The organism is Mycobacterium sp. 1482292.6, assembly GCF_001672995.1.
Lineage (GTDB): Bacteria > Actinomycetota > Actinomycetes > Mycobacteriales > Mycobacteriaceae > Mycobacterium > Mycobacterium europaeum_A.
The window spans coordinates 1-23295 of the sequence record NZ_LZKV01000206.1 but is presented as its reverse complement, the minus strand read 5'-3'; the positions used below and the strand labels follow the sequence as shown (position 1 = coordinate 23295).

Genomic DNA, 23295 nt, shown 5'->3' with positions numbered 1-23295 from the left:
GGTGATCGCCGTCGTACTCTGCGGCCACCCTGTACTCTTCCCAGCCCATGTCGAGACACGCGATGAGTCGCCAGTTTTGGTGCACCGGTATCTGCGTGGTCGGGACGGGCAGGCCGGCGTCGATCAAAAGCAGACGCAGCCAGGTTTCCTTGGGCGACGCGGCGCCGGGATCGATCAATGGGAGCGCTGACCGCACCCGACGCAGGCCGCGCGCACCGCAGTATCGCTTGGCCAGCAACAGCACATCCTCGCGCGAGAACGGTGTCGCACGCATCAACGCATCGATCCGGGCCACCGCCTCACCGATGGGCGCGTGCCGGGCAAGGTCGAACGCGGTCCTGGCAAGAGTGGTCACCGGCAGACCGCTGACCCGGGTGACTTCGTCCGGCTGGATGCGCTCATTTCGGGTGATTAAACCGCGAGGCGGATGCGGGTTGCGCCAGACCAACTCGATGGGCTCGTCGTCGTCGATCCACTGCGACCCGTGCAGCGCCGCCGCGGCGAGTCCGGCCAGCACGCCGCGCCGTCGCGACCACAGAAACGCCCCGGTCGACCGCGTTCTCAGCGACAGTGTCGCGGCATCCGACAGATAGATGTCCGGATAAATCGCGCGGAAGCTCGTCCGCAGCTGATACGGGCTCACCAGCCCGAGTCGCACTGCCTCGCTGCCCACGAATACGTCGTCCACAACGTCAAAGACGTCACGACGTGTCGATGAGGTCCCGCGAAACTTAAATGGTTGCGATCCGCCGCGGCGCGTCGTCGCAACCGTTTAAGTGTCGCGGCACCTGCGCAGCGAACCCGCGGGAAGCTAGCCCGCCGGCACCAGCCGGAGGCACACCGAGTTGATGCAGTAGCGCTGATCCGTCGGCGTCGGGTAGCCCTCGCCGGCGAACACGTGGCCCAGGTGGCTGTGGCAGTTGGCGCACAGCACCTCGGTGCGTGTGGTGCCCATCGAATGGTCGGGCCGCAGAATCACCGCGTCGGACTTCGCCGGGTCGAAAAACGACGGCCAGCCGCAGTGCGACTCGAATTTCTCTGTGCTGCGGAACAATTCGGCACCGCAGGCCCGGCACTGGTATACGCCTTCGGTTTTGGTGTCGGTGTATTCACCGGTGAAGGGCCGCTCGGTGCCGGCCTGGCGCAGCACATAGAACTCTTCCGGGGAAAGTTTCTTGCGCCATTCGTCATCGGTCAGCTGCACCTTGGGCGGCGACACGTCGGGAGAGGTCATGCCTCCACGCTAGCGCGCGAGGCGCTGACCCGCTGTGCCCGGCTCCGCCGCGCTTGCGGTCAGCGCGTCTCGCTCGCGCTCGTCTGTCAGCCACGCCGGATCGATGCCCTCGTCCAGCCGGTTTTCGGCCTTGGCGTCCAGGTACCGGTAGAGCAGCACGGTGAAGGCGACGATCAGCAGCAGCGACCAACCGTAGGTGATCTTGAGGTAATGCAGTGCGCGGCCGTACCTCATCGCCCGGTAGATCAACCAGTCGTCCAGCGTCATGAATCCGTAGATCCCCAGCCACGCCGGCCAATTGCGGATCAGCGAGTTGCGCAGCACCACCGTCATCAAGAACGGGAACAGCATCATCGAGTAGTAGCCCTGGGCCAACGGGAGCACCAGCCAGGAACAGAGCAGCAGCACGCCCGAGGAGCTGGTGAACCAGAACAGCGGGTCGCGGGTGCGGTAGTAGCGGTACAGCAGCCACAGCGCGCCGATCGTGATCAGCACGAACAGGATTCGCAGGAACACGATCAGCCAGGTGGGCAGGCCGAAGTAGACGCCGTTGCCCTCGATGGAGCTGTTGAAGTAGTCCCGGGTGCCCCCAATGTAGGGCAGCGTCTTGGTGACGAAGTCCATCGGATCGCTGACCAGCGGCCAGGCGACGATGTTGATCACCACGGGCACGACGATCGCGGGGACCAGCGTTCGCCACTGGCGGTTCAGCAGCGGCAGCAACAGCAGCGGTCCCAGCACGGGTTTGAGCGTGAGCGTCAGCCCGATCGCGATGCCGGCCCACCACTGCCGGCTGATCCGCCCGTCCAACAGCCAGCGCAGGAACAGCAGCTCGGCCAGCAGCACGCAGCCGTTGATGTTGGTGAACACCAGCGTGCTGGTCACGCTTTCGGTGCAGAACATCGCCAGCAGCAGGGCGGGCGCGGCCACCGAGGCCAGCGTGAACTTGAACATCCGCAGCAGCAGGTACCAGGCGATCAGAATCGCGACGGTGTTGATTCCGATGAACAGGAACCGCGACGGCGTGAACGGCAGGTACCCGAACGGGGCCATCAGCAGCGTGCCGCCCGGCGGGTACAGGTAGTGCGGGTCGACGTAGTCGAAGTGCTCGTTGTAGATGTCCCAGCCGTGCCGGAAGTTCAGGACCGCGCGGTAGACGGGTTTGAAGTCGTCGGTGATGTTCCCGTTGAGGGTGAGCACGATGCTGCGGTGCAGGACCGAGAGGATGGCCAGCGGCCACAACGCCATCCGCAGCACGGCCGCGACGCTCGGTGCGCCGGTGCGGGGACCAAAGGCGGCCAGGGTCCGGTCACGCAGGCCGGTTCGGGTCGATTCAGCTGCCGTCACCAGCGCACCGTACACCGGCGCCCGCGGGCGCCGGAAAGCAGCGTCAGGCCGGGCAGTAGGTGTCGGTGTTGGGCAATTTGCCGCTGTTGAGGTAGCCGATCAGCGGCGGCACCGCGCAGCCGGAGAAGATGCTGGCGCCGTGCCCGATGCCCTGCCACATCACCCGCTTGCTGGCGGCGTTGGCGTTGATGATGCTGGCCGCGGTGGCCGCGACGCCGTCGGTGCCGACGATCGGGTCGTTCTGCACGCCGAGCAGCAGCACGTCGACCTTGAGGGTCTTCGGCGTGGGCGGCGGGGAGCCGGTGGGCCAGTGCACGCACTTGACCATGTTGAGCGCGGCGACGGTGCCGAATTCGGGGTAGAGCTTGCCCCAGGCGACGACGAGTTCGCGCACCCGGTCCGGGGTGGGGCGGTTGACCGCGTCGCTGCACACGTTGACGAACTGGCCGTCGGAGTCCTGGACGGCGTTGGCGTGGTTGATCAGATTGTTCAGCGCGTTGGTGTCGCCGGAGCGCGCGCCGGCCAGCGCGTTGGCCAGGTTGGTGGTGGCGTTGACGCGGCCGTCGGAGGGATAACCGAGTGCGACGGTGATGGCGTTGGCCACCTGTGCCACCGACGCGCCGCCGGGGCCATGACCGGCGCGGGCGTCGGCCAGCAGGGCGCTGACGGCGCCCTTGGGGTCCGCGCCCAGCGCGCAGCTCACCGCGATGCACTGGGCGGCGAACGCGTCGAGCGCGGCCTGCTGTCCCTTGACCTGTTGCTCGGCGGAGGCTTCGGCGTTGGTGCCCAACGCAACCGGTGAGTCGAGGATCAGCCGGGCCACCTTGTCCGGCCGCGATCCGGCGTAGGCCAGCGCCACCTGCGCGCCGTTGCCGATGCCGACCAGCGCCAGGGCGGGCACGTCCCACAGGGCGCGCAGCCGCTCGATGTCCGAGGCGGCGTGCGCGTTGTCGTACGAGGAGGCGTTCGGCCCGATGCCGACGGCGTCGCCGCAGTTGGTGGTGGCGGTGTTGGACACCTCGGACAGGTTGGCCACCGGGTCGTCGCCGGTCTGGAACTGCGACTGGTCGCGCATCTGTTGGCGGTCGAACTTGTCCCGGCAGTCGATGGGACTCGACATGCCGATACCGCGGCGGTCGACGGAGACGATGGGGTGGCTGGCCAGCACGTCGGCGCCCGACCGGGACAACCAGACCGGCAACTGCGCCGAGGACGGCAGATCGGAGCCGGTGGTGAAGACCAGCGGGCCGGCGTCCTGGGGTGTCTGGCTGGAGCGGGCGCGCACCACACCGATGCTCAGTGTGCCGCCCCCGCCGTTGACCGGGTCCAGGTCGGCGTCGTAGGTCGCGCAGTCCAACTGGACACCGGCGGCGGCGGGAACGGCCGCGTCGGCGAACACCCGCGAGGTGCAGTCGTGCCACGCCAGGTCGTTCTTGGGTGCCGCAATCGGCGGCGGCCCGCTGGGCGGCGGCTTGGAGGTCGCCGCTCCCTGGGGTCGCGCACCGGAATTGGTGGCGAACCGCGGGTCGGCGGCCAGCCCCGGGACGCAGCCGGCCAGCAACGCGGTCACCGCAACCAGGATCGTGGCGCACGTGTACGGCCGACTCATGCCGACCACAGTAGCTAGGCCTTGACGTAGCGGGTGTAAAGGTAGCCGGCGTCGTCGGTCAGGACGTGGGCACATCGCATCCGGGTGAGCAGCTGCCCCGAGCCGGCGGCGATGCGTCGTGCCTGGCCGCCGACGAGGCAGGGCGCGATCGTCAGGCACAGCTCGTCGAGCAGGTCGCGCCGGATCAGCGAGTCCAGCAGCGTCGGCCCGCCCTCGGTGAGGACGCGGCGCATGCCGCGCGCGCCGAGGGCAGCCAACAGGGCGGCCTCGTCCACCTTCTCGGGATCGTGGCCCGAGCAGTCGAGCACCTCGCACAGGCCGCTGAGCGCCCGGCGTGTCTGCTCGACCGCCGCGGTGCAGGTGAGCACCAGCGGCTGCACCTCGGTGCGGGTGAACACCGCCATGTCCCGGTTGAGGTGGCCCGATCCGGTCACGATCGCCAGCTGGGGGACCTCGCTTTGCCCGCGGGCCTGCCGGTGCTGACGCTGGGCTACGGACAGCTGCGCCCCGGAGTAACCCTCGATCCGCACGGTGCCCGCACCGACCACGATGACGTCGGCGAGTTCACGCAACAGGTTGAAGATCAACCGGTCGCCCGGGCCGCCCATGGCGCCGCTGCTGCCACCGGAGGTGGCCCCGCCGTCGACGCTGGCGATGAAGTTCGCCCGCACCCACGTCCCGTCGTGTGCGGGATAGCCATAGAGTCCGGGGAGGTCGCCCTCGTCGAGGCCGCGCACCGACCCGAGCAGCGACAGCGCGGCGCCAGAGTCGGGCATGGGTCTGATTGCAGCACGCCGCTACAGTGCCTGCATGCACGGGTCCACCTCCGCGGGCGTCGCGGGCGGCGTGGCTCACCTGGTGGATCGGCATCCGACGGTGTCGCCGGAGCGGCTGATCGCCCAATTGAGGCCGCCCCCGACGTTCGCCGACGTGAGCTTCGCGACATATCGGCCCGATCCGGCGGAGCCGACGCAGGCCGCCGCGGTGGTGGCCTGCCGCGACTTCTGTCGCCAGGCCGTCGAGCGTCGCGCCGGTCGCCGAAAGCTGTTGGGGCGGCGCGAAACCCTGCCCGGTGTCGGGTTGTACCTGGACGGCGGGTTCGGCGTGGGCAAGACGCACCTGCTGGCGTCGGCCTACTACGAGCTCCCCGGTGACGGGCCGGGTGCGTCGCCGGATGGCCAAGCCCCCAAGGCGTTTGCGACGTTCGGGGAGCTGACCCAGTTGGCCGGGGTGTTCGGCTTCGCCGAGTGCGTCGACCTGCTGGCCGGCTACACGGCGGTCTGCATCGACGAATTCGAACTCGACGATCCGGGCAACACCACGCTGATCTCGCGGCTGCTCTCCTCGCTGGTCGAGCGTGGGGTCTCGGTGGCGGCCACCTCCAACACGCTGCCCGAGCAGCTCGGTGCGGGCCGCTTCGCCGCTCAGGATTTTCTGCGCGAAATCAACACGCTGGCAAGCATTTTCACGACCGTGCGGATCGAGGGGCCCGACTACCGGCACCGCGGCCTGCCGCCGGCGCCGCAGCCGCTGTCCGACGGCGAGGTGGCCGCGCGCGCCGCGCAGGTCGACGGCGCGACGCTCGACGACTTCGATGCGCTGTGCGCGCACCTGGCCACCATGCACCCGTCGCGCTACCTGGCGCTGATCGAGGGCGTCAGCGCGGTGTTCGTGACCGGCGTGCACGGCATCGACGACCAGAACGTCGCGCTGCGGCTGGTGTCGCTCACCGACCGGCTCTATGACGCGGGCATTCCCGTGGTGGCCTCGGGGACCAAGCTGGACACCATCTTCAGCGAGGAGATGCTGGCGGGGGGATACCGAAAGAAATATTTGCGGGCCACTTCCCGGCTCTTGGCGCTGACCGCGGCGGCTAATCCAGCTCGCGGGTCATGACGTAGTCGTTCTCGACGCCGGCGCCCAGCCGAAACGTGCGAGTGCCGTGGATGGTGAATCCGCTCTTGCGGTAAAAGCGTTGTGCGCGTTCGTTTGCCCGGTTCACGCCCAGCCACACCCGGCGCACGCCCCAGTCGGCCGCGACCGCCAGCGTGCGTGCCATCAGCGCCGCCGCGGCCCCGCTGGAGTGGCGCTCGGGCAGGACATACATCTTGGACAGCTCGGCGGAGTCGTCGGAGTCGCCGCGAATCAGCATGGCGTAGCCGACAATTCGGCCGTCCTGGCGCGCTGTGATGACGGCGCGGTCCGGATCGCTCAGGTACTCGGCGAAGCGGGCCGCCGACAGGTTGGCGCCGACGAACGCGGCGATGTTCTCGGCGGTCACCGAGGGTGGGCACGCCAACGGAAAGGTAAGGGCCGCAACGGCGGCCAGCTCTACGGCGTCGCCGGAACTCGCCGGCGCGGTCTGGAACGTTGCGGTCAGAGGTTCCACTGCGCGAGGTGATAACCCGTCTTCTTGTCCAGCAGCACGACGGTGGTGACGGGGTCGCGGTAGGCGTCCCAGTACACGCCGCCGCGCACGATCGCCCCGTTGGGCGCGTTGACGAGCACGTTGTCCAGCGCGTCGGGCGCATCGGAGGCCCGCGGCTTGTAGGCGTCGGCGTTCGGGGTCACCCCGTTGAAGCTCAGCACGGTCGCCATGACGTAAGGGTTGGGCACCCGGATCGCGCGGATGGTCACGTCGGCGCGCTCGACGGTGCTGCCCGGGAAGCCTTTGTAGGTGCCTTCGCGCGTGTAGCCGAATCCGGGCGGCGGGTCGCACGGCGCCACGCCGCTCACGGTGACGTCGGCGATGAACGTGTCGCCGTCCACCCGCAGCGTGTCACCGATGTGGCCGATCGGCGCGTCACCGGCCCATGCCCGGGGCAACGGAACCGCGCCGACGCCGACGGCGGTGACGCCGGCGACCGCGATCAGCAAGGCGGCGGCGACCATCAGCCAGCGGTGCATCTTCGCCATGTCGTGCCTCCTTGGCGCCGTTGCAGGGGACCCACGCATGATCGCACACGCGGGGACGCCGAAGGGAGGGGTCGACCGCACCGCTCAACCGTCCTTGTCGCCGGCCAGGGATTGCAGCGCCTTGACCAGATCCGCCTCGACCCGGTCCTTGTCGACACCGCAGCGGTGCAGCGGCCCCTGGGCCGATGCGCCGGCTTCCAGCTCCAGCAGCGCCAGCAGCTGGTGCTCGGTGCCGACGTAGTTGTGGCCGAGCCGCAGCGCCTCGCGCACGCTCAGCTCGAGCGCCTTGCGCGCCGGCCCGCTGAACGGAATGAGTTGCGGCGGTTGGGCATCCACGCGCAGCGCGGCGATCGCCTCCGTCGCGGCGGCGCGCAGCGCCTCGGTGTCGGCATTCTGCAGGCGCAGCAACACGGTCGCCAGTGCGGCCGCGTCGCCGAGCACGCCGAGCAACAGGTGATCCGGGGTGATCTCGCTGTTGCCGGCGTCGTGCGCGGCGTTCTGGGCCGCCACCACCGCGCCCCGCGCCCGCGGGGTGAAGCGCGCGAACCCCTGGTCGAGGTCGAGGGTGGCGGGCTCGGCGCGCGGGACGAAGCGCTTCTGGGCGGCCTGCTTGGTGACGCCCATGCTCTTGCCGATGTCGGTCCAGGACGCCCCAGAGCGGCGGGCCTGGTCCACGAAGTGACCGATCAAATGGTCGGCGATCTCGCCCATGTGTTCGGCGGCCAGGACGGCGTCGGCCAGCTGATCCAGCACGTCGGAGCGCGTCGACTTGATGGCGTCGATCAGCTCGTCGAGGCGGATCGGGTAGGAGATGCGGACAGGATCGGACATATCGTCAACGGTAGGTTGACGGCCGAGAAGTGTCAACCAGCGGTTGACGACACGGCCGGGGGTTGCCACCCCAGAGGGCGGCTCCGGTAGGAAAGCGGCAAGGTTTTGCCACAGGAGATGCGGAGCGTTCGCTTCTCTGCCAATCTGTGGTATATGAAACTTCTTCTTGTTGCGGCGAGCTTTGCCGCAGTAATCGGCATGGCAGTGCCCGCGCACGCCGACGACACCGACGATGCATTCGTCGCGTCTCTCGACTCCGCGGGAATCACCTATTCCGACAGCGATACGGTGGTCGGCGCGGGCCATTGGGTGTGTAAGACGCTCGTGAACGGTACCGGGATGTCCGACGTCGTCTCGACGCTGGAATCCAAGAACTCCGACCTGAGCGATGACAAGGCCAACAAGTTCGCTGCCATAGCAGTCAATGCCTATTGCCCATATGTGATTTCGAACAAGAGCTCGCCCGCGCCCAGCGTGACGGCCACCAGCTCCTCGTCTTAGCGGACCACCCGACGGCAGGCATGCGCGGGCAGGTAATCCGAATTTTACAATTGCGCGCTCGCCGCATTGTAAACGAAACCTGTTGTCAACATTTCCGCGTTAATGTGCCGCACGCGGTCGGGGGCGAAAGCGATTGCGTCGACCAATTGCACGGCACATTTCCGTGGGTTTGCTGAGCCGGTGAATTGGGGGCCATTTCTCGGTGCGCAACGGCTGGCATCCAGGCGAGGCGGAACCGTGACAGTTCACCTCCCGTTCGCCCGACGAGATGCCAATCGTCCGCGGGTTTGCGACAATCACAGCGTTATGCGACTTCTCCTGGGGCTGACCAGCCTTGCCGCCATGCTCGTCCTGGCCGCGCCGGCGCATGCGGATATCGACAACGATCAGGACTTCCTCAAGGACCTCCGCGACGCCGGCCTCACCTACCAGGACGCCGGCAACGCGATCACCATCGGCAAGTCGGTGTGCGAACTGCTCGACGACGGCCAGTCCGACGCGAAGATCGTGACCGACCTGCGCAATCAGAATCCCGCTTTCCAGGGCGCCGCCGCGGCCAAGTTCACCTATCTGGCGGCCGCGCACTACTGCCCGAAATACATCACCGGCGAGGACCGCGGTCCGAAGCCGGAGGGCGCAGTCGGCAACTGAGCCCTTCCCGGCCGCAATAGGCTGGTGTTCGTGCGCGTCGATCCCGCACCGCTGACGTGGGACGCGGCCGTCCAGACCTGGCATTTCGACCCGGTCGCGGTGATCGTCGTGGCGGTGTTCGCCGCCGGCTACGGGTGGTGCTACCGGCGCGCCCGAGCCGCCCAGGGTGCGGTCGGCCCGACGAACGCCGCGTGCTCCGGGCTGGGCCTGCTCGCGTGGGCGCTGGCCACGATCAGCGCGATCGGGGCCTACGCCCACGTCCTGTTCTGGGTGCGTGCGCTGCAGGTGTTGCTGCTGCTGTACGTCGTGCCGTTCTTCATGGCGCAGGCCAAGCCGGTCACCGTCTTTCGCGATGCCGTGGGGCCGTCCGGCCGCGACCGCATCGACCGGTTGTTGGCCACCGGGTTCGCCCGCGTGCTCGTCCATCCCGCGACCACGTCGGTCGCGATGCTCGCCACGCCGTGGTTGCTCTATCTGACGCCCTGGTACACCGCGGCCCTGCGGACCGAGTGGGTCGGCGCGCCGACGCGGATCCTGTTGGTGGTGCTGGGATTCGGTTACTTCTACGCCCGGCTGCAGGAAGACCCGGTACCCCGCAGGTACCCGCAGTCGATCTCGCTGCTGATCACCGTCGCCGAGGCGCTCGGCGATGGCGTCCTGGGATTGGTCATCTGGCAGGGATCGTTGATCGGCGCGACGTACTACGCCGGGCTGCAACGGAATTGGGGACCCGACCCGCGGCTCGACCAGACGATCGGGGCCGGCGTGTTGTGGATCCTCGGCGATCTGGTCGGGTGGCCGTTCGTGCTGCTGCTGATGCGCGCGCTGTCGCGCGACGAGCAGGCGCATGCGGTGGCGGTCGACGCCGAGTTGGACGAGGCCGAGGCGGCCCCCAAGACGCAGGACGCCGAGGGTCAAATCCCGGCGTCGTCGGGACTCTGGTGGGAGAACGACCCGCAGCTGCGGGAGCGATTCCGCCGCTGAGGCCGGGTCACCTCAGGCGGCGCGGGCCGTCCACGTGAAGCTCTGCATCTCCGGGATCCGTGGCGTCAGCGCCGCGGCGACGCTGCGGCCGATCTGGTCGGCGGCCGCCAGCGGGGTGTCGGCGTTCAAGAACCCCTCCACCTCGACGCGCAGGGTCCGCCCGGTCCATCTGGCCCGGGCGTGCGCGTGCGTCACACCGGGGACCGACGCGGCTACGGCCTCGGCGGTGGTGATGATGTCGGGGTCGACGCCGTCGAGCAGGCGATGGGCGATGTCGGCGGTCACCTCCCAGCCGACGTGGCAGATGAACCCGGTGACCACGATCCCCGCGACGGCGTCGGCCCAGCCCCACCCCAGTGCCACGCCGATCAGCCCGAGCACCGCGCCGCCCGACGACAGCGCGTCCAGCCACGAATGCTTGGCGTCGGCCACCATGGTCGCCGACCGAATTCGCCTGCCCACCACCAGTTTGTAGCGGGCCACCAGCTGATTGCCGATTACGCCCACGACGGCCGCGCCGATGCCCCAGCTCACGTAGCCGGTGCCGCCGTGGCGGAGCAACTTGGTGACGCTCTCGAAACCGGCGACCACGGCGCTGCCCCAAATCACCACGGCCACACCGATACCGGCGAGATCTTCGGCGCGTTCGTAGCCGTAGGGATACCGCTCGGTGGGCAGCTTGCGCGACGCGCGGAAGCCGATGAACACCAGGGCGCTGGTGGACACGTCCGACAGGTTGTGCAGCGCATCGCCCAGCAACGCCACCGAACCGGACACCAGCGCGATCACCAATTCGACCAGGCCGGTCAGCGCCAGCCCGACGGCGCTGACGGCGACGGCGCGGTTGGCCTGCCGGCGCTCGCCGGCGTCGTCCGCCGCGGTGTCGAGGGGGAAACTGGCCGCCGGGTCGCGTACTCCGCTGCTCACGTGCATACCGTCAGCATGCCCGACTCGGTCGCGGCTCCCAAGTCCCGCGTGGAACCTCTACTTGCCCTGTTCCGGGGTGGACGGGCCATCGCGCCAGGGCCGGGGGGCCTTGGGCAGGATCATGAACGCCACGGGCAGGCGTACCAACGCGTCACGGGCGGCGACCTCGAGGAACACGATCTCCATCTCCAGGCGGTTCAGCGGACGCGTTTCCATCATGAAACGCGTCCGCAAGTAGCGCGGCGTCCTCAGCCACTCGACCAAACTCATGCCCGCGACTCTACCCCTCTAGCGGAAATACTTGATTTGCATAATATTTCACGACAGCAAATGCCGTCGGGGCCGAAACTAGCGGTGTCAGCTCATGCCGATGCGAATGTTCTTCACCTGCAAAAACTCATACAGGCCTTCGACGCCGCCGGTGCGGCCGAACCCGCTCTGCTTGTAGCCGCCGTAGGGGCCCTGCGGCTCGATGTCGCTGTGCCGGTTCACCCACACCGAACCCGCCTGCAGCTGACGCGCAACCCGATGTGCACGTTCCAGGTTGGACGTCGCCACGAAGGCATTGAGGCCGTAGCGTGAATCGTTGGCGATCCTGACCGCCTCGGCCTCATCGGCGAAGGGGATGACGGACGCCACCGGCCCGAAGGTTTCGGTCTGCGCCAGCGCCGACCGATTGTCGACGTTGGCGAAGATCGTCGGCTCGATGAAATAACCGGACGCCAACTCGCCACCGAGCCTGCGTCCGCCCGTGACCAGCTCACCGGCCTTATCGCCGACCGCCCGGTCGATGACGCCGAGGATGCGGTCGGCGGCGGCTTCGGTGATGACGGGACCGAGCATGACGTCGGGTTGCAGCGGATCACCGATCTTGGCGGCCCGCACCGTCGCCACGAGTTTGTCCACGAAGCTCGCGTACACCGACGCCTCGACGAGAATGCGCGAGGCGCAGGCGCAACTTTGGCCGGCCTGGGTGATGGGCCCCTGATGGGCGGCGATGACGGCGGCCGTATCCAGGTCGGCGTCGGCGAACACGAGATAGGCTGACTTGCCGCCCAATTCGGCTGTGACCGGGGTGAGATGGTGCGACGCGGCCTGCAGCACCTTCTGGGCGGTGGCCTGGCCGCCGGTGAAGTGGATCTTGCCGATCCGGGGATGACGCACCAGCGCGTCACCGCCCGCGGGGCCGGCCGGCAACACGTTGACCAATCCCGGCGGCAGGCCCGCTTCGAGGCAGAGTTCACCAAAGCGCAAGGGCGCCAACGACGCCAGCTCGGAGGGCTTGAGGACGACCGCGTTTCCCGCCGCCAGTGCGGGCGCCACGGCCGCGCCGGCCACCACCAGCGGCCCGTTCCAGGGGGCGATGACGCCGACGACGCCGTACGGTTCGCGTTCGACGAGGTTGACGTCGAAGGCACCGGCCACGGGAGTGCTTGCGCCGTGGGTCTTGTCGGCGTAACCGGCGTAGTACCGCAGGAACCGCTCGGTCAGTACGGAGTTGCCGGCGACCGACACCGGGACGCCGTAATCGTGCACGTTGAGCTCGGTCAGCTCCGCGAAGTGGTCGCGCACCACGTCGGCCAGCGCGAACAGCAGGTCGCGGCGGCGGTCGACGGGATAGGAGACCCATTCGCGATGCGCGTCCCAGGCGCTGTCGACGGCCCTGTCGATCTCGTCGTGACCGGCCAGCGGGATGGTCGCGTTGAGCGCGCCGGTGCCGGGGTAGGCGTGCTCATAGCTGCCGCCCGAGGCGGTGGTAATGCGTTCTGTGCCAATGAGTAACGCGCCCGAGCGGGGCGGTGAGGTCGCGGTGGCCGTCATGGCGGGATGCCTTCCGGTGTGCTGTCAGCCGACGGTGGTGTGATCGGCCTGGTTTTCGGCCGTCACCCGCTGCTTCTGTTCGGCGATCACCTGGTTGAGGTAGTCGGCCTTGGCGCAGCCGTAGTAGGCGGCGAACTGCAGCGCCAGTTCGTCCATCTCCTCGAAGGACACGTCGCCACTCTTGAGCGCCGCGTACACGTGGGACATGATCGGGATTTCGGCGTCCTGGAACGCGACACAGGCCACGGTGATCAGGCGGCGTTCCTTCATGCCCAGGCCGGGCCGCAACCACATCTCGCCGAAGACGAAATTCAGAATGCCCGCTCCCGAGTAGGGGTTGTCCCGCATCGGCGCGAAGGGCAGGCAGTTGATCTCCTTGAACGACTCTTCGCCGCCCCGCAGTCGCTGCTCGGGGTCGCTGGCGGTGACCAGCGGCAGCAGCGGTTCCGGGGGAGGGGCCGCCTCGCCGCGCTCCCCGGCGATCTTGGCCCATTGCACATCCACGGCGATGTTGAATCGGGACGCCTTCGGCCAGCCCGCGTAGACCGCGAAATGCAGGACGGTCTCCCGCATTTCGGTGATGGTCAGGTCGCCGCTGTTGAGTGCGGCGTAGACGTGCTGCTCCAGCGGCGCCTGCGCGTCGGCGGCCGCGACGCAGGCCAGCGTGACGAACCGTCGATCGCGGCGGGACAGGCCCGGTCGCGACCAGACCTCGCCGAAGACGAAGTCGATCAATCCGCCCGCATACGGGCTGTCGGCGTCGGGCGGGTCGATCGTCATCACCTCGGCGAAGGTACGCATCCCGCGTTCGCGTCGCGCACCGTCGTTCATCGGAGCCCTATCGGATGGTGACACCGGCGTCGACCTTCAGTTCCAGCCCTGTGACGTAACGGGATTCGTCGGAGATCAGATACAACACCGCGTTGCTCACGTCGGACGCTTCGATCAGCGGCGCGGGCAGCGCGTTGAGGAAGATGGGCACCAGGTCGGGCCGTTGCTCGGCGATCAGGGTGTGCATGCTCGGGGGCGCCATCCCGGTGGCCACCCCGGTGGGGTGCACGGTGTTGACCCGAATATTCTGTGCGGCAAGCTCGTTGGCCAGCGCCAGGGTCATGCCGACGATGCCGTGCTTGGAGGCGGTGTAGGGCACGTGCAGCGGCGTGCCCTTGATGCCGGCCGACGAGCTGATGTTGACCACGCTCCCGCCGCCCCGGGCGACCAGGTGGGGGAGTGCGGCCGCGCAGGTGTTCCAGGCGCCGATGAGATTGATATCGACGACCAGTCGCCACTGCTCGGCGGTGGTGGTGTCCCAGGTGCCGACGGTGAGCACGCCGGCGTTGGCGACCGCGCCGTCGAGTCCGCCGAGTTCGCCGGCGGCGTCGTCGACCGCCGATTTCATGGCGGTCTCGTCGCGGACGTCGACGACTTTGGTGATCGCACGCCGGCCGTGTTTCTCCACCAGTTGCGCGGTCTCGTGCAGGTCGTCTTCGGTGGCCAGTGGGTATTCCAAACCCGCTGGGGTGGAACAGATGTCCACCAGGACGCAGTCGGCGCCTTCCTCGGCCAGCCGCACCGCGTGCGAGCGTCCCATGCCGCGCGCGGCGCCGGTGATCAAGACCCGTTTGCCCGCGACCCGGCCGGCTGCGTTGTTCGTCGTCATCCGCGTATCAAACCTTATTGCAGAAGCCCGCGTCGACGGGGAAGGTCACGCCCGTGACGTACTTCGCCTCGTCGGAGACCAGGTAGGCGATGGCGGCGCTGACGTCTTCGGGTTCCAGCATGCCGACGGGCATCGGGTTTTGCAGATGGGGACCCGCGCCGGGATTCCTCTCCAGGAACTCGGTCATGTCGTCGTTGGTGGCCATCATCGTGTTCACTGCGGTCGGGTGCACGGTGTTGACCCGAATGCTCAGCGGTGCAAGGGCATTGGCCAGGGTGCGCATCAGCCCGACGATCCCGTGTTTGGACGCCGCGTAGCCCAGTCCGCCGCCCTGCAGGCCGCCGAAGCCCTTGATGCCGGCGGTCGAGCTGGTGAAGATGATGACCCCGCCGCGGTTGCCGGCCAACAGGTGCGGGACGGCCGCCCACGCCGTGTGATAGGCCCCGTCGAGGTTGACGCCGGTGACCGCCCGCCACTGCGCCAGCTCCTCCTCGATGCTCAACTGGCGAAACGCCAGCGGCGCGATCCCGGCATTGGCCAGCACGATGTCGAGGCGGCCGAAGTGCTCGACTCCGGCATCCATTGCGGCCTTGACTTGCTCGAAGTCGCGGACGTCGGCGACCGTGCCCAGCATCTTGCCGCCGGCTTCTTCGACCAGCGCGACGGTCTCGTCCAGCTCCTCGTGGGAGGCCATCGGGTAACCGTTGGCCGGAATGTCGGCGCAGATGTCGATGCCGATGATGTTGGCGCCCTCGCGCGCGAGCCGCACGGCGTGGCTGCGACCCTGGCCGCGCGCCACCCCGGTGATGAAGGCGACCTTGCCATCTATAGACCCCACGGCGCGCGTCCTCTCTGTTCGTCGGCCCAGATCAGGGCAGAGTAACGCCGTTACTCACCTGCGCACAGTAACATGGTTACTCATGACGGCGACAGGGGCGGCAGTGGATGCCGAGAACGGCGCGTCCAGGCCGCGGACCGACCCGATCCTGGACATCGTGGTCGAGATGCTCGACAGCGAGGGCTACGAGGCCGTTCAGCTGCGCGAGGTGGCCCGGCGGGCGCGGGTTTCCCTGGCGACCATCTACAAGCGGTATCGCACGCGCGACGAGCTGATCGTCGCGGCCCTGGACGGGTGGATGGACGCCAATCGCTATGCGCGCCTGCCGTCGCTGATCGACGATCTGCCCGGTGAGTCGATCTATGTGGACCTGATGCACGTGATGCGGACCATCTTCGAGCCGTGGGAACGGCATCCGGTGATGCTGCGCTCCTACTTCCAGGCCCGGTCGGGGCCCGGCGGAAAGCGGCTCATCCAGCGTGGCGTCGACGCCGTCGTTCCCGTCGCCAAAGCCGTTCTGGCGCAAGCGGAGCCGGGATTCGCCAAAGATCTCGAGCTCATCCTCACCGGCGTCGTCTACGGGCTGCTCACCCGATTCGCTCAGGGGGAGATCGACGTCACCGAAATCGTGCCGGGTATCGAGCGCACCCTGTTCTGGTTGACCACGGCGTATGAGGGCGGTCTGCCCGCGCGAGGCTGAGCCGACTGCGGTGACGGCTTGAAAATCCGATTATTCAGCCGTTCATAAGGCGCTTTTTCCCGATTGTGCCTATTCTTCGTCTTCGTGCCGCTATGGGTCGACGGCATCGTGAACGCCCCGAAGAAAGGAAGCGCATGATGTCCTCCTCAGCTCGCCGGCTGGCCGCGTTGGCCCTCCCCGTCATGTTGGGCGCGGCTCTGATTACCAGCGCCGCGGTTGCCACCGCCGATCCCCTCGACGACGCGTACCTGTCGCAACTGCGTGCCGCCGGCTTCAGTTGGCCGCCCGATCACGACGCCGCCCTTACCGGGATGGGGCGCCTGATCTGTGATGACATCGGCTGGGGCTGGACCTATGAGCAGATCTCCCAGAGCATCCACCAGATCCTGGACCCCAGGAATGTCACCTTCGGAGACGTCGGATCCATGGTGAGCCTTGCGCATTCGACGTACTGCCCCCTGCAGCGGTGCTGGACCGACCACTGCTGAACGGCCAAATCCCTTGCACCGCAGCAGGGTGCGCTCACATGAGCGGGGGGCCCGGCAGCAGCCAGGTGACCGACGGGTCGATGTCCTCCTTGTACTGCGGACAATAGGTGGCTATCGACAGGCCGACGAAGTAGGCGGACTGCTTGACCGAGAGGTCCGTTTGCCTGGCCAGCTGGATCGCCAACACCGAGGCGTTCGGGTTGGTGGCGATGCTGGCGCACACCGTGCGGGCCTTTGCAATCGCATCGTCGTTGTCGGGCATGGTGATTCCGCCCTTGGAGAGGCCCGCGACGAACGCGTCGTCGGTGTCATCCGCTGAGGCGGGCGCCGCGAACGCCAAGGCAGCGGACAGGAAAACCGCGCAGAGCGCCGGCCACTTCCCGGTCTTCGTCACAGTCATGGCCTCCCCTCAGTGCGCGGACCCGTCGGCGTGCAGTCAAGGACGACTTCCATGAACGATAGTCGACATCGCGGTGTACTTCTCGCGGCGAGGCAGATTTCAGGACGAGCAGTGGGTGGCCTTGATGTGCCCGTTGGGGGAACCCAGCTTGGCCAGCGCGTCGGCGGTGGATGCGGTGGCGTCGGGCCCCGAACCGCCCTGGAACCGGCCGGAGAGGCGGTCGAACGCCACCGATGCGCAGCCATTGCGGGTGCCGGCCACCACTTCACAGACGTCACGGGCCTCGGCGGTGCAGTGCGCGAGCGCGACTTGGTTCGCCTGGTCCTGACTGGCCCCGGTGCCCCAGCCGGCGGCTCGTCCGCTCCCCACCGACACGGCGAGGGCGACGAAGCCGTCGTCGGCCCGGGCCATCGGCACGGGCAGCGCGGCGATCGCGCAACCGACCGCAGCCACGACGGCAATGACCGGTCGCATCGGCGCGCTCCTGAGCATGTTACGAATTGCCTTCGGGGTCTTCAGCCAGGTAAGTGACTTCGTACCACCGCTTGGACGGTCCGGCGCTGTCCGTCTCGGTCGCCGTGGCCCGCTCGAGGCGAACATCGGTCAGATGCGGATTGTCCACGCGGATAAAGTCTTCGAGCTCGGCATGCAACGCGTCGCCGTCCAGGGTGATATCCGCGAGCGCTCTGCCGGTATACCTCGTCCAACTCACGCCTCACATTGTGCTCCGGCCGTGGCGCCGGACCGCAATTCGACACCGGGGTATATTGCAACCCGCCGCTGTGCCGCGCGAAATTGCGGGGTCAGGCGGTCCGCAAATGCGCTTTCAGGCCGGAAGACTCGGTCGTGAAGGAGGGCGATGAATCGCCAAAGTGTCTGCAGCACCAGCACTTCACCGATTGGTCGGGTGTGACGCTTAAACGCGTCGACGAATTGAAGCCCGGCGACCGGATCCGCATGAAGGTCGGGCACGCCACCGTCGTCGCGACCGAACCCCTCGACGACGACCGCACCCTGCTGACCTTTACCTATGGGACGAAGGGCCCCGCCGACAACGCCCTGACCGTTGATGTTCTGGACGACGACGAGTGGGGCTGGTAGGGCGCCGGAATTCGGGTTATCGCCGGCATCTTGTCGGCGACGGCTCGGCATACGACTATTGACTGAGTACGGACCCGCAGGAGGAACGATGACGCCGCACCGTGTGAAATCCGTCGTCGGTTTATCGGCGGTGCCGTTCGCAATTTCCGTGTGGTTTATCCCGACGGCTTTCGCCGACAATCCGTCCTGGAATGGCCAGTACGCGATCACGTTCATGGTCGGCCCGAAGGCCGGGACCAGCATGGCCGTCGGCGACCCGGAGGTGCAGCACACCGAGACCTACGGTATCCGTTCGAGCTGCACGAACGGCAAGTGCGTCGCCACCATCGTCAGCGGCCCGCCGCCCACCAACCCGACGGTGCCGCAGCCGGTTCAGTTCACCTGGGATGGAAAGTCGTGGTCGCAGGCCAACGACTTTCAGTGGGACTGCATGATGCCCGATACCACGATCCAGTGGAATCCGGCCCGGGCCGAGGTGCACTACACGCCCCAACCCGACGGAACGCTGGCCGGCGTCATGCACACCGACATCTTGAGCGGCGCGTGCCAAGGGACCATCGACATGAACATGACCGCCGAGCGCGTGGGTAGCTAGCGGCCCTCGGTTCAGGGTGGCGGTGGCGCCGACCGGTTTCGAAACTCGGGATCGCGGTGTGAAATCGGCGGGATTCGTCGACACCTACCGCGCGAAATGGATACGTTGAATGGCCAAGGGCATCGGGCAGCGCTTCCAGTTCCGCGCGAAATAACGGAGTCGAATCATGTCGCGTGCCACGAGAATCAACAGCTGATGGATGCACGGCGAGACGCAGGGATTCCCGAGCCGCGGGAGCGGGCAGCGAGGGCGGGACAGCGGATTGAACAGCTGCGGCAACGGCGCGCCGAATTGGCCGCCGGCGAGGGTTCTTCCGGGGATTCGGTCGACCGGGCGCGCCGGTATGCGCAGGACGCCATGGAGCGCGCCGAGAAAGCGCATCTGGCTGCCTCTCGCGGACACGACGAAGCCGCACGCGCGCATGAGCGGACGGCAAACAATCTGCAGCGCGCGGCCATGGAGGGAATCGGCGATCCTGAGCAACTACAGGACAAGGCCGATGAGCATTGGCAGGCCGCAGCGAACAATCACCGGGAAAGCGCGGTCGCGTTGGCGGAGGCGGAGGACCCCACCAAGTCTTCGTCCGGCGGCTAGTCAGGCGATCGAACCTGTTATGGGACAAGGGTCCCGAAGACGTGGCGGTGACGGCTCCGCTCAGGTGTGCACTTTCCAGCCCGCCAACGGGGTCGGGGCCGCCGGAGCATTGGGATCGTTGAACTCGATGTAAACGTCGCCCTGCTTGACGTTGCCGTCGTAGGCGACGAATCCGTGGGCGGTCTGGCCGTTGGTGACGCTGCCCGCGCGCAGCGGCGGCGTCTTGTTGATCTTCTGGTAGTCGACGAGCGATGAGCCGCTCTCGACATCGCGGTTCGGGTCCTGCCGCCAGGGGGAAGAGGAGGCGGTCAGGGAGGACTGGCTGTAGTTGAACGGCGCGTTGGACTTGCCTTCGATGGTTACCTCGATGACGGTGCAGCCCCCGCCGCTGGAGCAGCCGGACGAGATCCACGTCGCGTTGTTGAGCGTGACGTCGGCGGTTGCGGTGCTGTACTCCGTGACGTGGATGCTGGTGCCGGATTTTCCCGTCGGGAACGGCGGCTGTTGGGTTGTCGGGTCGGCGGTGCCCTGGGGCGCAGTGAAATAGGCCGTCAGCGCCAGCGTCGCCGCGAGTGCGCTCATGTGAGCGGGTCTGGTCACTGCCAGAAGATAACGCATTCGCAGATTTGACCGCGAGCTCGTACTGGCGCCCGTCCCGCATTTCGACAACAAGAGGCGTGAAAAGCGTTGCCGCATAACCATTTCAAGAAGGGGCAGTCGCTTTAGTGCGGCAGGTTGGCCAGATAACACCGCACTCGGGTAGCGGCGTCGTCGGGCTTGACCCCCATGTTGATCAACCGCCGAACTACTTCTTCGGAGGGAATGCCAGAGCCGATGTCGTTGTCGATAACGTGCAGGCTGGGGAACCAAGTCTCGGCGCTTACTCCCGGTGGTGGGGGCTTCGCATCGCCGCCCACGCACTGGACGTAACCGGGGACGCCGGAGTCAGCGTGAGCCGGCGGCGCCCCCATCGACACAGCAATAGCGATGCCGACCGCCGCAGCGGCGTAGATCAGACGCATGCTGGCATTATTGCGTGTTCGCGGCGATTAACAACCACGAATTTGGGGGTCTGCCCGATTTCTCTCTCGCGGGTCGCAGTGGGCCTTACACTGCATGAGAATGAGCGCCTATCAGACCGTTGTGGTCGGCACGGATGGTTCGGACTCGTCGCTGCGCGCGGTGGCGCGCGCGGCCGCGATCGCCGCGGATCACGGCGCGAAATTGATCGTTGTGACGGCACATCTTCCCGTTCCCGAGGAACGCGGCCGCTACGCCATCCCGCCGGGTAGCGACCACGGTCAGGACTACCGGACGGTGGGGGAGGCGCCCTACTACAGGATCCTGCGGGACGCCAGGGAGCGCGCGCACCAGGCCGGGGCCAAGGACGTGGAGGAGAAGTCGGTCGTCGGTGCCCCCATCAACGTGCTGGTCGACCTGGCTAAGGAGGTCGACGCCGACCTGCTCGTCGTCGGGAATGTCGGACTGAGCAGCGTCGCCGGGCGGCTGCTGGGTTCGGTCCCGTCCGCCGTTTCCCGCAGGGCCAAGACCGACGTCTTGATCGTGCACACCAGCGACTGAGGGTCGCCAAGAATCGGTCGGTGCCGCCCCCTGGTCGGCGCCGGCCATGCGGACACAGTCATCCGTGCGCGGCGTCCGCCGCGGCAATCAACGCCCTGCCCAGCTGCCGGGCTGCGGCTGGCGCGATGATCGGGGTGTCGGGACAGTCGATGACGACCTGGCACTCGGCGTGCCCGTCAACGTATTGCCGCCCGATGACGGAGACCACGATCTCGGCCGGTTGCCCGTGGCCGGGGTGGTCGATGCTCCACTCCGGGCCGTCGAACACCCTGAAGGCCGGTCCGAGGTTGTCCCATTCGTCGACCATGGTCGCCCCGCTGGGCGGTGCAAGGTTGTCTTTCATGGCTCGATCGTGTCCGCGATCTTGGGCGCGGGCACGAGTAGTGCACTACTTCACTTGTGCTGAGGCGGCGAAAGTTTCGCCCAGAAGTGTTCGCGCGTTTCTCCCCGCGCGGCGGGCCCTGCGGGCAAGGAAAACGCCGGGCCATCAAGACGTGCGCACGGAAAGCGCGATGTCACCCCCGACAACGCGATCGACGCCTCGAACCGGGCCAGCGGCGCGCCGAGGCAGGAGGGCGGAAGAGATTCGAGGGAAAACCCGGAGATTTCGGGGAAACGCGGAATATCGGGGGCTGGCTGAAATATCGAGATCGTTTGCTGCGCAACGACGTTGACGCTGCGTCATGGAGCCGGATGATCTTGGGGCCGCCCAGGCTCGTCGGTGCCCGTGCACTCCATTCTCCGCCGTCAACAAACGAATGGATTTCTTAAGGAGCGGACGTATCTGAGGTCTGTTGTGTTTCGTTCATGTCTGATCCGGAACTCTGCCTGACGCAATGTAATACCCCCCACCAAGGTGCCATTTAACGTGTACGTCCAACAAACGCGATTGCAAACTTTCAGCGAATACGCGGCTGTGCGCCAGGCTGCTGTACGTGTTGCCCGCTGGAAGGTCTCCGAGGGTACGGATCGGATTCAGAACTGATTTCAGTCCGGAAAACGAACAGACATCACCGATTACTATGTTCCCTCCTGCTCTCACAGCATTCTTGAGTACTTGGAATGCCTTTTCAGGGTCACTGATGATGGACAGGCCTAACGTGCATATCCCCGCGTCGTAAGACGCCTTGTCAATGACGCCTAAGGGTAAAGCGGTAACGTCGCCTTTGACCAATTTGACGTTCGTCCAACCTTTTTCGGCGATCATGTGGCGAGCCCGCTCCAACATTCCATCTGACCAGTCGATGCCGAGGATCTCCCCTTCAGGGCCAATGCGCGACTGTATGAAGGAAAATTCGAGACCGGTCCCACAGCAGAATACGATCACATGGTCGCCAGGCTTAAGATCCAACTCATTTACCGCTGCGCTTTTCAGCGGAATCATCGGATATTGAATGATATTGTAGACCTTCGATATAACGCGGTCATACAAGAAACGGAAGAGCCGAACCCACTTCCCGCTGATCGTGGGCAGGGGTCCTGGGGTCGTCATTGCCGACTGCACCTCCGTTCACCGTGCGTCGTACGGTTGACTGGGACAGTGTCCCATGTTTGCGATGAGGTTCATATGGGTTTCTCGGATTCCCTTGACGACTCCTCTATCTTGTAGTAATTAGTCCGCCCGCGGCGATGCGCCAGCGCTACGTCCTCGGGAGAGTCGGTGCGACCGACATGGTCAGGGCTATCCTCAGCACACCGAGGCCTGGCAACCAATCGTCTGCCCCGGCCCTTGCGGCTACTGCGCAAGCGTTCCTTGCGCACCGTGCCGATGGACGCCACTGCAGCCACGCCTGCCGCGCGGCCATCCGCCGCAAGCGCCTGGAAGCTGCTAGCCGGGCGAGATAGATCGTTGAGGGGCGCTTCACACCGGCGGACAGTGCAGCAAGCAACACCCGAAGCAATGGAGTTGCCAACGGTTGGGCACGTATCGGGCGTGATGCCCGCTCAGATTCCCAAAATCACATCTGAACTGCACGAATGCTGGTGCGCGATACTGGGATTGAACCAGTGACCTCTTCCGTGTCAGGGAAGCGCTCTCCCGCTGAGCTAATCGCGCCGGGAAACCAAAAGCTTGGAGGTGGAGACGGGAATCGAACCCGTGTGCACGGCTTTGCAGGCCGTTGCCTCACCACTCGGCCACTCCACCGTTGGGGTCCACGCCACTTGCACCTTCGAGCGGATGACGGGATTCGAACCCGCGACCCTCACCTTGGCAAGGTGATGCGCTACCAACTGCGCTACATCCGCGCGCCTCGGACGACATCGTCGCCCGGTGCGAAGCACGACGATAGTCCACGTGAGCGGGCACATACAAATTTCTTGGTACGAGCCGTGTCTAGGCTATCGCGTCGACCCGTCACACGATGCGGCCGGTATTGTCGGGGCCGGCGCGTGCTAGTCTTCGACGTCGTTCGCCGTCTCGGCGCCGGTCCCGTGGCTCAGTGGGAGAGCGCTTCACACGCGGAAGGGTCGCTGGTTCAATCCCAGTATCGCGCACCAGCATTCGTGCAGTTCAGA

Annotated in this window: 31 protein-coding genes and 3 tRNA genes; 10 read left to right on the top strand and 24 right to left on the bottom strand. The window is 66.8% G+C overall.

Annotated features, from left to right (window positions below; translation table 11 throughout):
* From A5624_RS20985 to A5624_RS20965, 5 genes are all read right to left on the bottom strand, one after another.
* Positions 1-688: hypothetical protein (locus A5624_RS20985; RefSeq protein WP_066870452.1), on the bottom strand; the 688-nt coding region annotated here is incomplete at its 3' end.
* Between the two features lie 123 nt (positions 689-811).
* Positions 812-1234: a peptide-methionine (R)-S-oxide reductase MsrB gene (gene msrB / locus A5624_RS20980; protein WP_066870449.1), complete on the bottom strand. Its 423-nt coding sequence runs from the start codon at positions 1232-1234 to the stop codon at positions 812-814.
* A gap of 9 nt (positions 1235-1243) precedes the next feature.
* The gene (gene aftC, locus A5624_RS20975; RefSeq protein ID WP_066870446.1) at positions 1244-2596 is read right to left on the bottom strand and encodes an arabinofuranan 3-O-arabinosyltransferase; all 1353 of its coding nucleotides are present in this window, start codon (positions 2594-2596) and stop codon (positions 1244-1246) included.
* A gap of 28 nt (positions 2597-2624) precedes the next feature.
* Positions 2625-4190, bottom strand: a complete 1566-nt coding sequence (locus A5624_RS20970) for an alpha/beta hydrolase (protein WP_066870443.1) — start codon at positions 4188-4190, stop codon at positions 2625-2627.
* 14 nt (positions 4191-4204) lie between these two features.
* The gene (locus A5624_RS20965; protein ID WP_066870440.1) at positions 4205-4966 is read right to left on the bottom strand and encodes a pyrimidine reductase family protein; all 762 of its coding nucleotides are present in this window, start codon (positions 4964-4966) and stop codon (positions 4205-4207) included.
* Here A5624_RS20965 and zapE point away from each other — a divergent pair.
* Positions 4965-6086 carry a cell division protein ZapE gene (gene zapE, locus A5624_RS20960; protein WP_156749109.1) on the top strand — a complete coding sequence of 374 codons (1122 nt, stop codon included), beginning with the start codon at positions 4965-4967 and terminating at the stop codon, positions 6084-6086. The two genes, A5624_RS20965 and zapE, sit on opposite strands and share 2 nt — an antisense overlap.
* Here the strand turns inward: zapE and A5624_RS20955 are convergent.
* The 3 genes from A5624_RS20955 to A5624_RS20945 form a co-directional block, all read right to left on the bottom strand.
* A complete protein-coding gene (locus A5624_RS20955; protein WP_066870435.1) occupies positions 6064-6579 on the bottom strand; it encodes an N-acetyltransferase in 516 nt (171 codons plus the stop codon). The two genes, zapE and A5624_RS20955, sit on opposite strands and share 23 nt — an antisense overlap.
* Positions 6567-7097, bottom strand: coding sequence for a hypothetical protein (locus A5624_RS20950; protein ID WP_232002297.1), 531 nt, complete (start codon positions 7095-7097; stop codon positions 6567-6569). The genes A5624_RS20955 and A5624_RS20950 overlap by 13 nt, the downstream gene beginning before the upstream one ends.
* A gap of 93 nt (positions 7098-7190) precedes the next feature.
* Entirely contained in the window at positions 7191-7937 is a 747-nt protein-coding gene (locus A5624_RS20945; protein ID WP_066870428.1) for a Clp protease N-terminal domain-containing protein, read from the bottom strand.
* 153 nt (positions 7938-8090) lie between these two features.
* Here A5624_RS20945 and A5624_RS20940 point away from each other — a divergent pair, with 153 nt between their 5' ends.
* From A5624_RS20940 to A5624_RS20930, 3 genes are all read left to right on the top strand, one after another.
* Positions 8091-8438 (top strand): DUF732 domain-containing protein, encoded by a 348-nt coding sequence (locus tag A5624_RS20940; RefSeq protein ID WP_066870425.1) that lies wholly within the window; start codon positions 8091-8093, stop codon positions 8436-8438.
* Positions 8439-8744: 306 nt separating this feature from the next.
* A complete protein-coding gene (locus tag A5624_RS20935) occupies positions 8745-9089 on the top strand; it encodes a DUF732 domain-containing protein (RefSeq protein ID WP_066870422.1) in 345 nt (114 codons plus the stop codon).
* Between the two features lie 30 nt (positions 9090-9119).
* On the top strand, positions 9120-10073 hold the full coding sequence (locus tag A5624_RS20930; RefSeq protein ID WP_066870464.1) for a cytochrome c oxidase assembly protein: 954 nt from the start codon (positions 9120-9122) through the stop codon (positions 10071-10073).
* A 12-nt stretch (positions 10074-10085) separates the two neighbouring features.
* On the opposite strand, the gene A5624_RS20925 is transcribed toward A5624_RS20930, so the two are convergent.
* The 6 genes from A5624_RS20925 to A5624_RS20900 form a co-directional block, all read right to left on the bottom strand.
* The gene (locus A5624_RS20925; RefSeq protein ID WP_066870419.1) at positions 10086-11006 is read right to left on the bottom strand and encodes a cation diffusion facilitator family transporter; all 921 of its coding nucleotides are present in this window, start codon (positions 11004-11006) and stop codon (positions 10086-10088) included.
* 51 nt (positions 11007-11057) lie between these two features.
* The gene (locus A5624_RS20920; RefSeq protein WP_066870416.1) at positions 11058-11270 is read right to left on the bottom strand and encodes a hypothetical protein; all 213 of its coding nucleotides are present in this window, start codon (positions 11268-11270) and stop codon (positions 11058-11060) included.
* Between the two features lie 87 nt (positions 11271-11357).
* Complete coding sequence (locus A5624_RS20915; RefSeq protein ID WP_066870413.1) at positions 11358-12821, bottom strand: aldehyde dehydrogenase; 1464 nt, start codon at positions 12819-12821, stop codon at positions 11358-11360.
* A gap of 24 nt (positions 12822-12845) precedes the next feature.
* On the bottom strand, positions 12846-13622 hold the full coding sequence (locus A5624_RS20910) for a carboxymuconolactone decarboxylase family protein (protein WP_066870461.1): 777 nt from the start codon (positions 13620-13622) through the stop codon (positions 12846-12848).
* Between the two features lie 37 nt (positions 13623-13659).
* On the bottom strand, positions 13660-14481 hold the full coding sequence (locus tag A5624_RS20905; protein WP_066870410.1) for a mycofactocin-coupled SDR family oxidoreductase: 822 nt from the start codon (positions 14479-14481) through the stop codon (positions 13660-13662).
* A 7-nt stretch (positions 14482-14488) separates the two neighbouring features.
* A complete protein-coding gene (locus A5624_RS20900) occupies positions 14489-15319 on the bottom strand; it encodes a mycofactocin-coupled SDR family oxidoreductase (protein ID WP_066870407.1) in 831 nt (276 codons plus the stop codon).
* Positions 15320-15401: 82 nt separating this feature from the next.
* On the opposite strand from A5624_RS20900, the gene A5624_RS20895 reads away from it, so the two are divergent.
* Together A5624_RS20895 and A5624_RS20890 are read left to right on the top strand one after the other, a co-directional pair.
* A complete protein-coding gene (locus tag A5624_RS20895; RefSeq protein WP_066870404.1) occupies positions 15402-16019 on the top strand; it encodes a TetR family transcriptional regulator in 618 nt (205 codons plus the stop codon).
* Between the two features lie 137 nt (positions 16020-16156).
* A complete protein-coding gene (locus A5624_RS20890; RefSeq protein ID WP_082990623.1) occupies positions 16157-16507 on the top strand; it encodes a DUF732 domain-containing protein in 351 nt (116 codons plus the stop codon).
* Between the two features lie 34 nt (positions 16508-16541).
* Here the strand turns inward: A5624_RS20890 and A5624_RS20885 are convergent, their stop codons facing one another.
* The 3 genes from A5624_RS20885 to A5624_RS20875 form a co-directional block, all read right to left on the bottom strand.
* Positions 16542-16907, bottom strand: a complete 366-nt coding sequence (locus A5624_RS20885) for a DUF732 domain-containing protein (protein WP_066870402.1) — start codon at positions 16905-16907, stop codon at positions 16542-16544.
* A 99-nt stretch (positions 16908-17006) separates the two neighbouring features.
* Positions 17007-17381, bottom strand: a complete 375-nt coding sequence (locus tag A5624_RS20880; RefSeq protein ID WP_066870455.1) for a DUF4189 domain-containing protein — start codon at positions 17379-17381, stop codon at positions 17007-17009.
* 19 nt (positions 17382-17400) lie between these two features.
* Positions 17401-17619: a hypothetical protein gene (locus A5624_RS20875; protein WP_066870399.1), complete on the bottom strand. Its 219-nt coding sequence runs from the start codon at positions 17617-17619 to the stop codon at positions 17401-17403.
* Between the two features lie 134 nt (positions 17620-17753).
* Here A5624_RS20875 and A5624_RS20870 point away from each other — a divergent pair, with 134 nt between their 5' ends.
* From A5624_RS20870 to A5624_RS20860, 3 genes are all read left to right on the top strand, one after another.
* Entirely contained in the window at positions 17754-18008 is a 255-nt protein-coding gene (locus A5624_RS20870; RefSeq protein ID WP_067138514.1) for a hypothetical protein, read from the top strand.
* Between the two features lie 88 nt (positions 18009-18096).
* The gene (locus tag A5624_RS20865) at positions 18097-18603 is read left to right on the top strand and encodes a hypothetical protein (protein ID WP_066870393.1); all 507 of its coding nucleotides are present in this window, start codon (positions 18097-18099) and stop codon (positions 18601-18603) included.
* A gap of 291 nt (positions 18604-18894) precedes the next feature.
* On the top strand, positions 18895-19197 hold the full coding sequence (locus A5624_RS20860) for a hypothetical protein (protein WP_082972069.1): 303 nt from the start codon (positions 18895-18897) through the stop codon (positions 19195-19197).
* A 60-nt stretch (positions 19198-19257) separates the two neighbouring features.
* Here the strand turns inward: A5624_RS20860 and A5624_RS20855 are convergent, their stop codons facing one another.
* Both A5624_RS20855 and A5624_RS20850 read right to left on the bottom strand, forming a co-directional pair.
* Positions 19258-19779 carry a hypothetical protein gene (locus A5624_RS20855; protein ID WP_066870387.1) on the bottom strand — a complete coding sequence of 174 codons (522 nt, stop codon included), beginning with the start codon at positions 19777-19779 and terminating at the stop codon, positions 19258-19260.
* 140 nt (positions 19780-19919) lie between these two features.
* Positions 19920-20219: a hypothetical protein gene (locus tag A5624_RS20850; RefSeq protein WP_066870382.1), complete on the bottom strand. Its 300-nt coding sequence runs from the start codon at positions 20217-20219 to the stop codon at positions 19920-19922.
* 100 nt (positions 20220-20319) lie between these two features.
* On the opposite strand from A5624_RS20850, the gene A5624_RS20845 reads away from it, so the two are divergent.
* A complete protein-coding gene (locus A5624_RS20845) occupies positions 20320-20778 on the top strand; it encodes a universal stress protein (RefSeq protein WP_066870379.1) in 459 nt (152 codons plus the stop codon).
* Between the two features lie 58 nt (positions 20779-20836).
* On the opposite strand, the gene A5624_RS20840 is transcribed toward A5624_RS20845, so the two are convergent.
* From A5624_RS20840 to A5624_RS20825, 5 genes are all read right to left on the bottom strand, one after another.
* A complete protein-coding gene (locus tag A5624_RS20840; RefSeq protein ID WP_066870377.1) occupies positions 20837-21121 on the bottom strand; it encodes a hypothetical protein in 285 nt (94 codons plus the stop codon).
* Between the two features lie 462 nt (positions 21122-21583).
* Positions 21584-22270 (bottom strand): class I SAM-dependent methyltransferase, encoded by a 687-nt coding sequence (locus A5624_RS27660; RefSeq protein ID WP_082972070.1) that lies wholly within the window; start codon positions 22268-22270, stop codon positions 21584-21586.
* A gap of 489 nt (positions 22271-22759) precedes the next feature.
* Positions 22760-22834 (bottom strand) — tRNA-Val (locus A5624_RS20835).
* A gap of 16 nt (positions 22835-22850) precedes the next feature.
* Positions 22851-22924, bottom strand: a tRNA-Cys gene (locus tag A5624_RS20830).
* A gap of 28 nt (positions 22925-22952) precedes the next feature.
* Positions 22953-23025, bottom strand: a tRNA-Gly gene (locus tag A5624_RS20825).
* Positions 23026-23295: the final 270 nt, after the last annotated feature.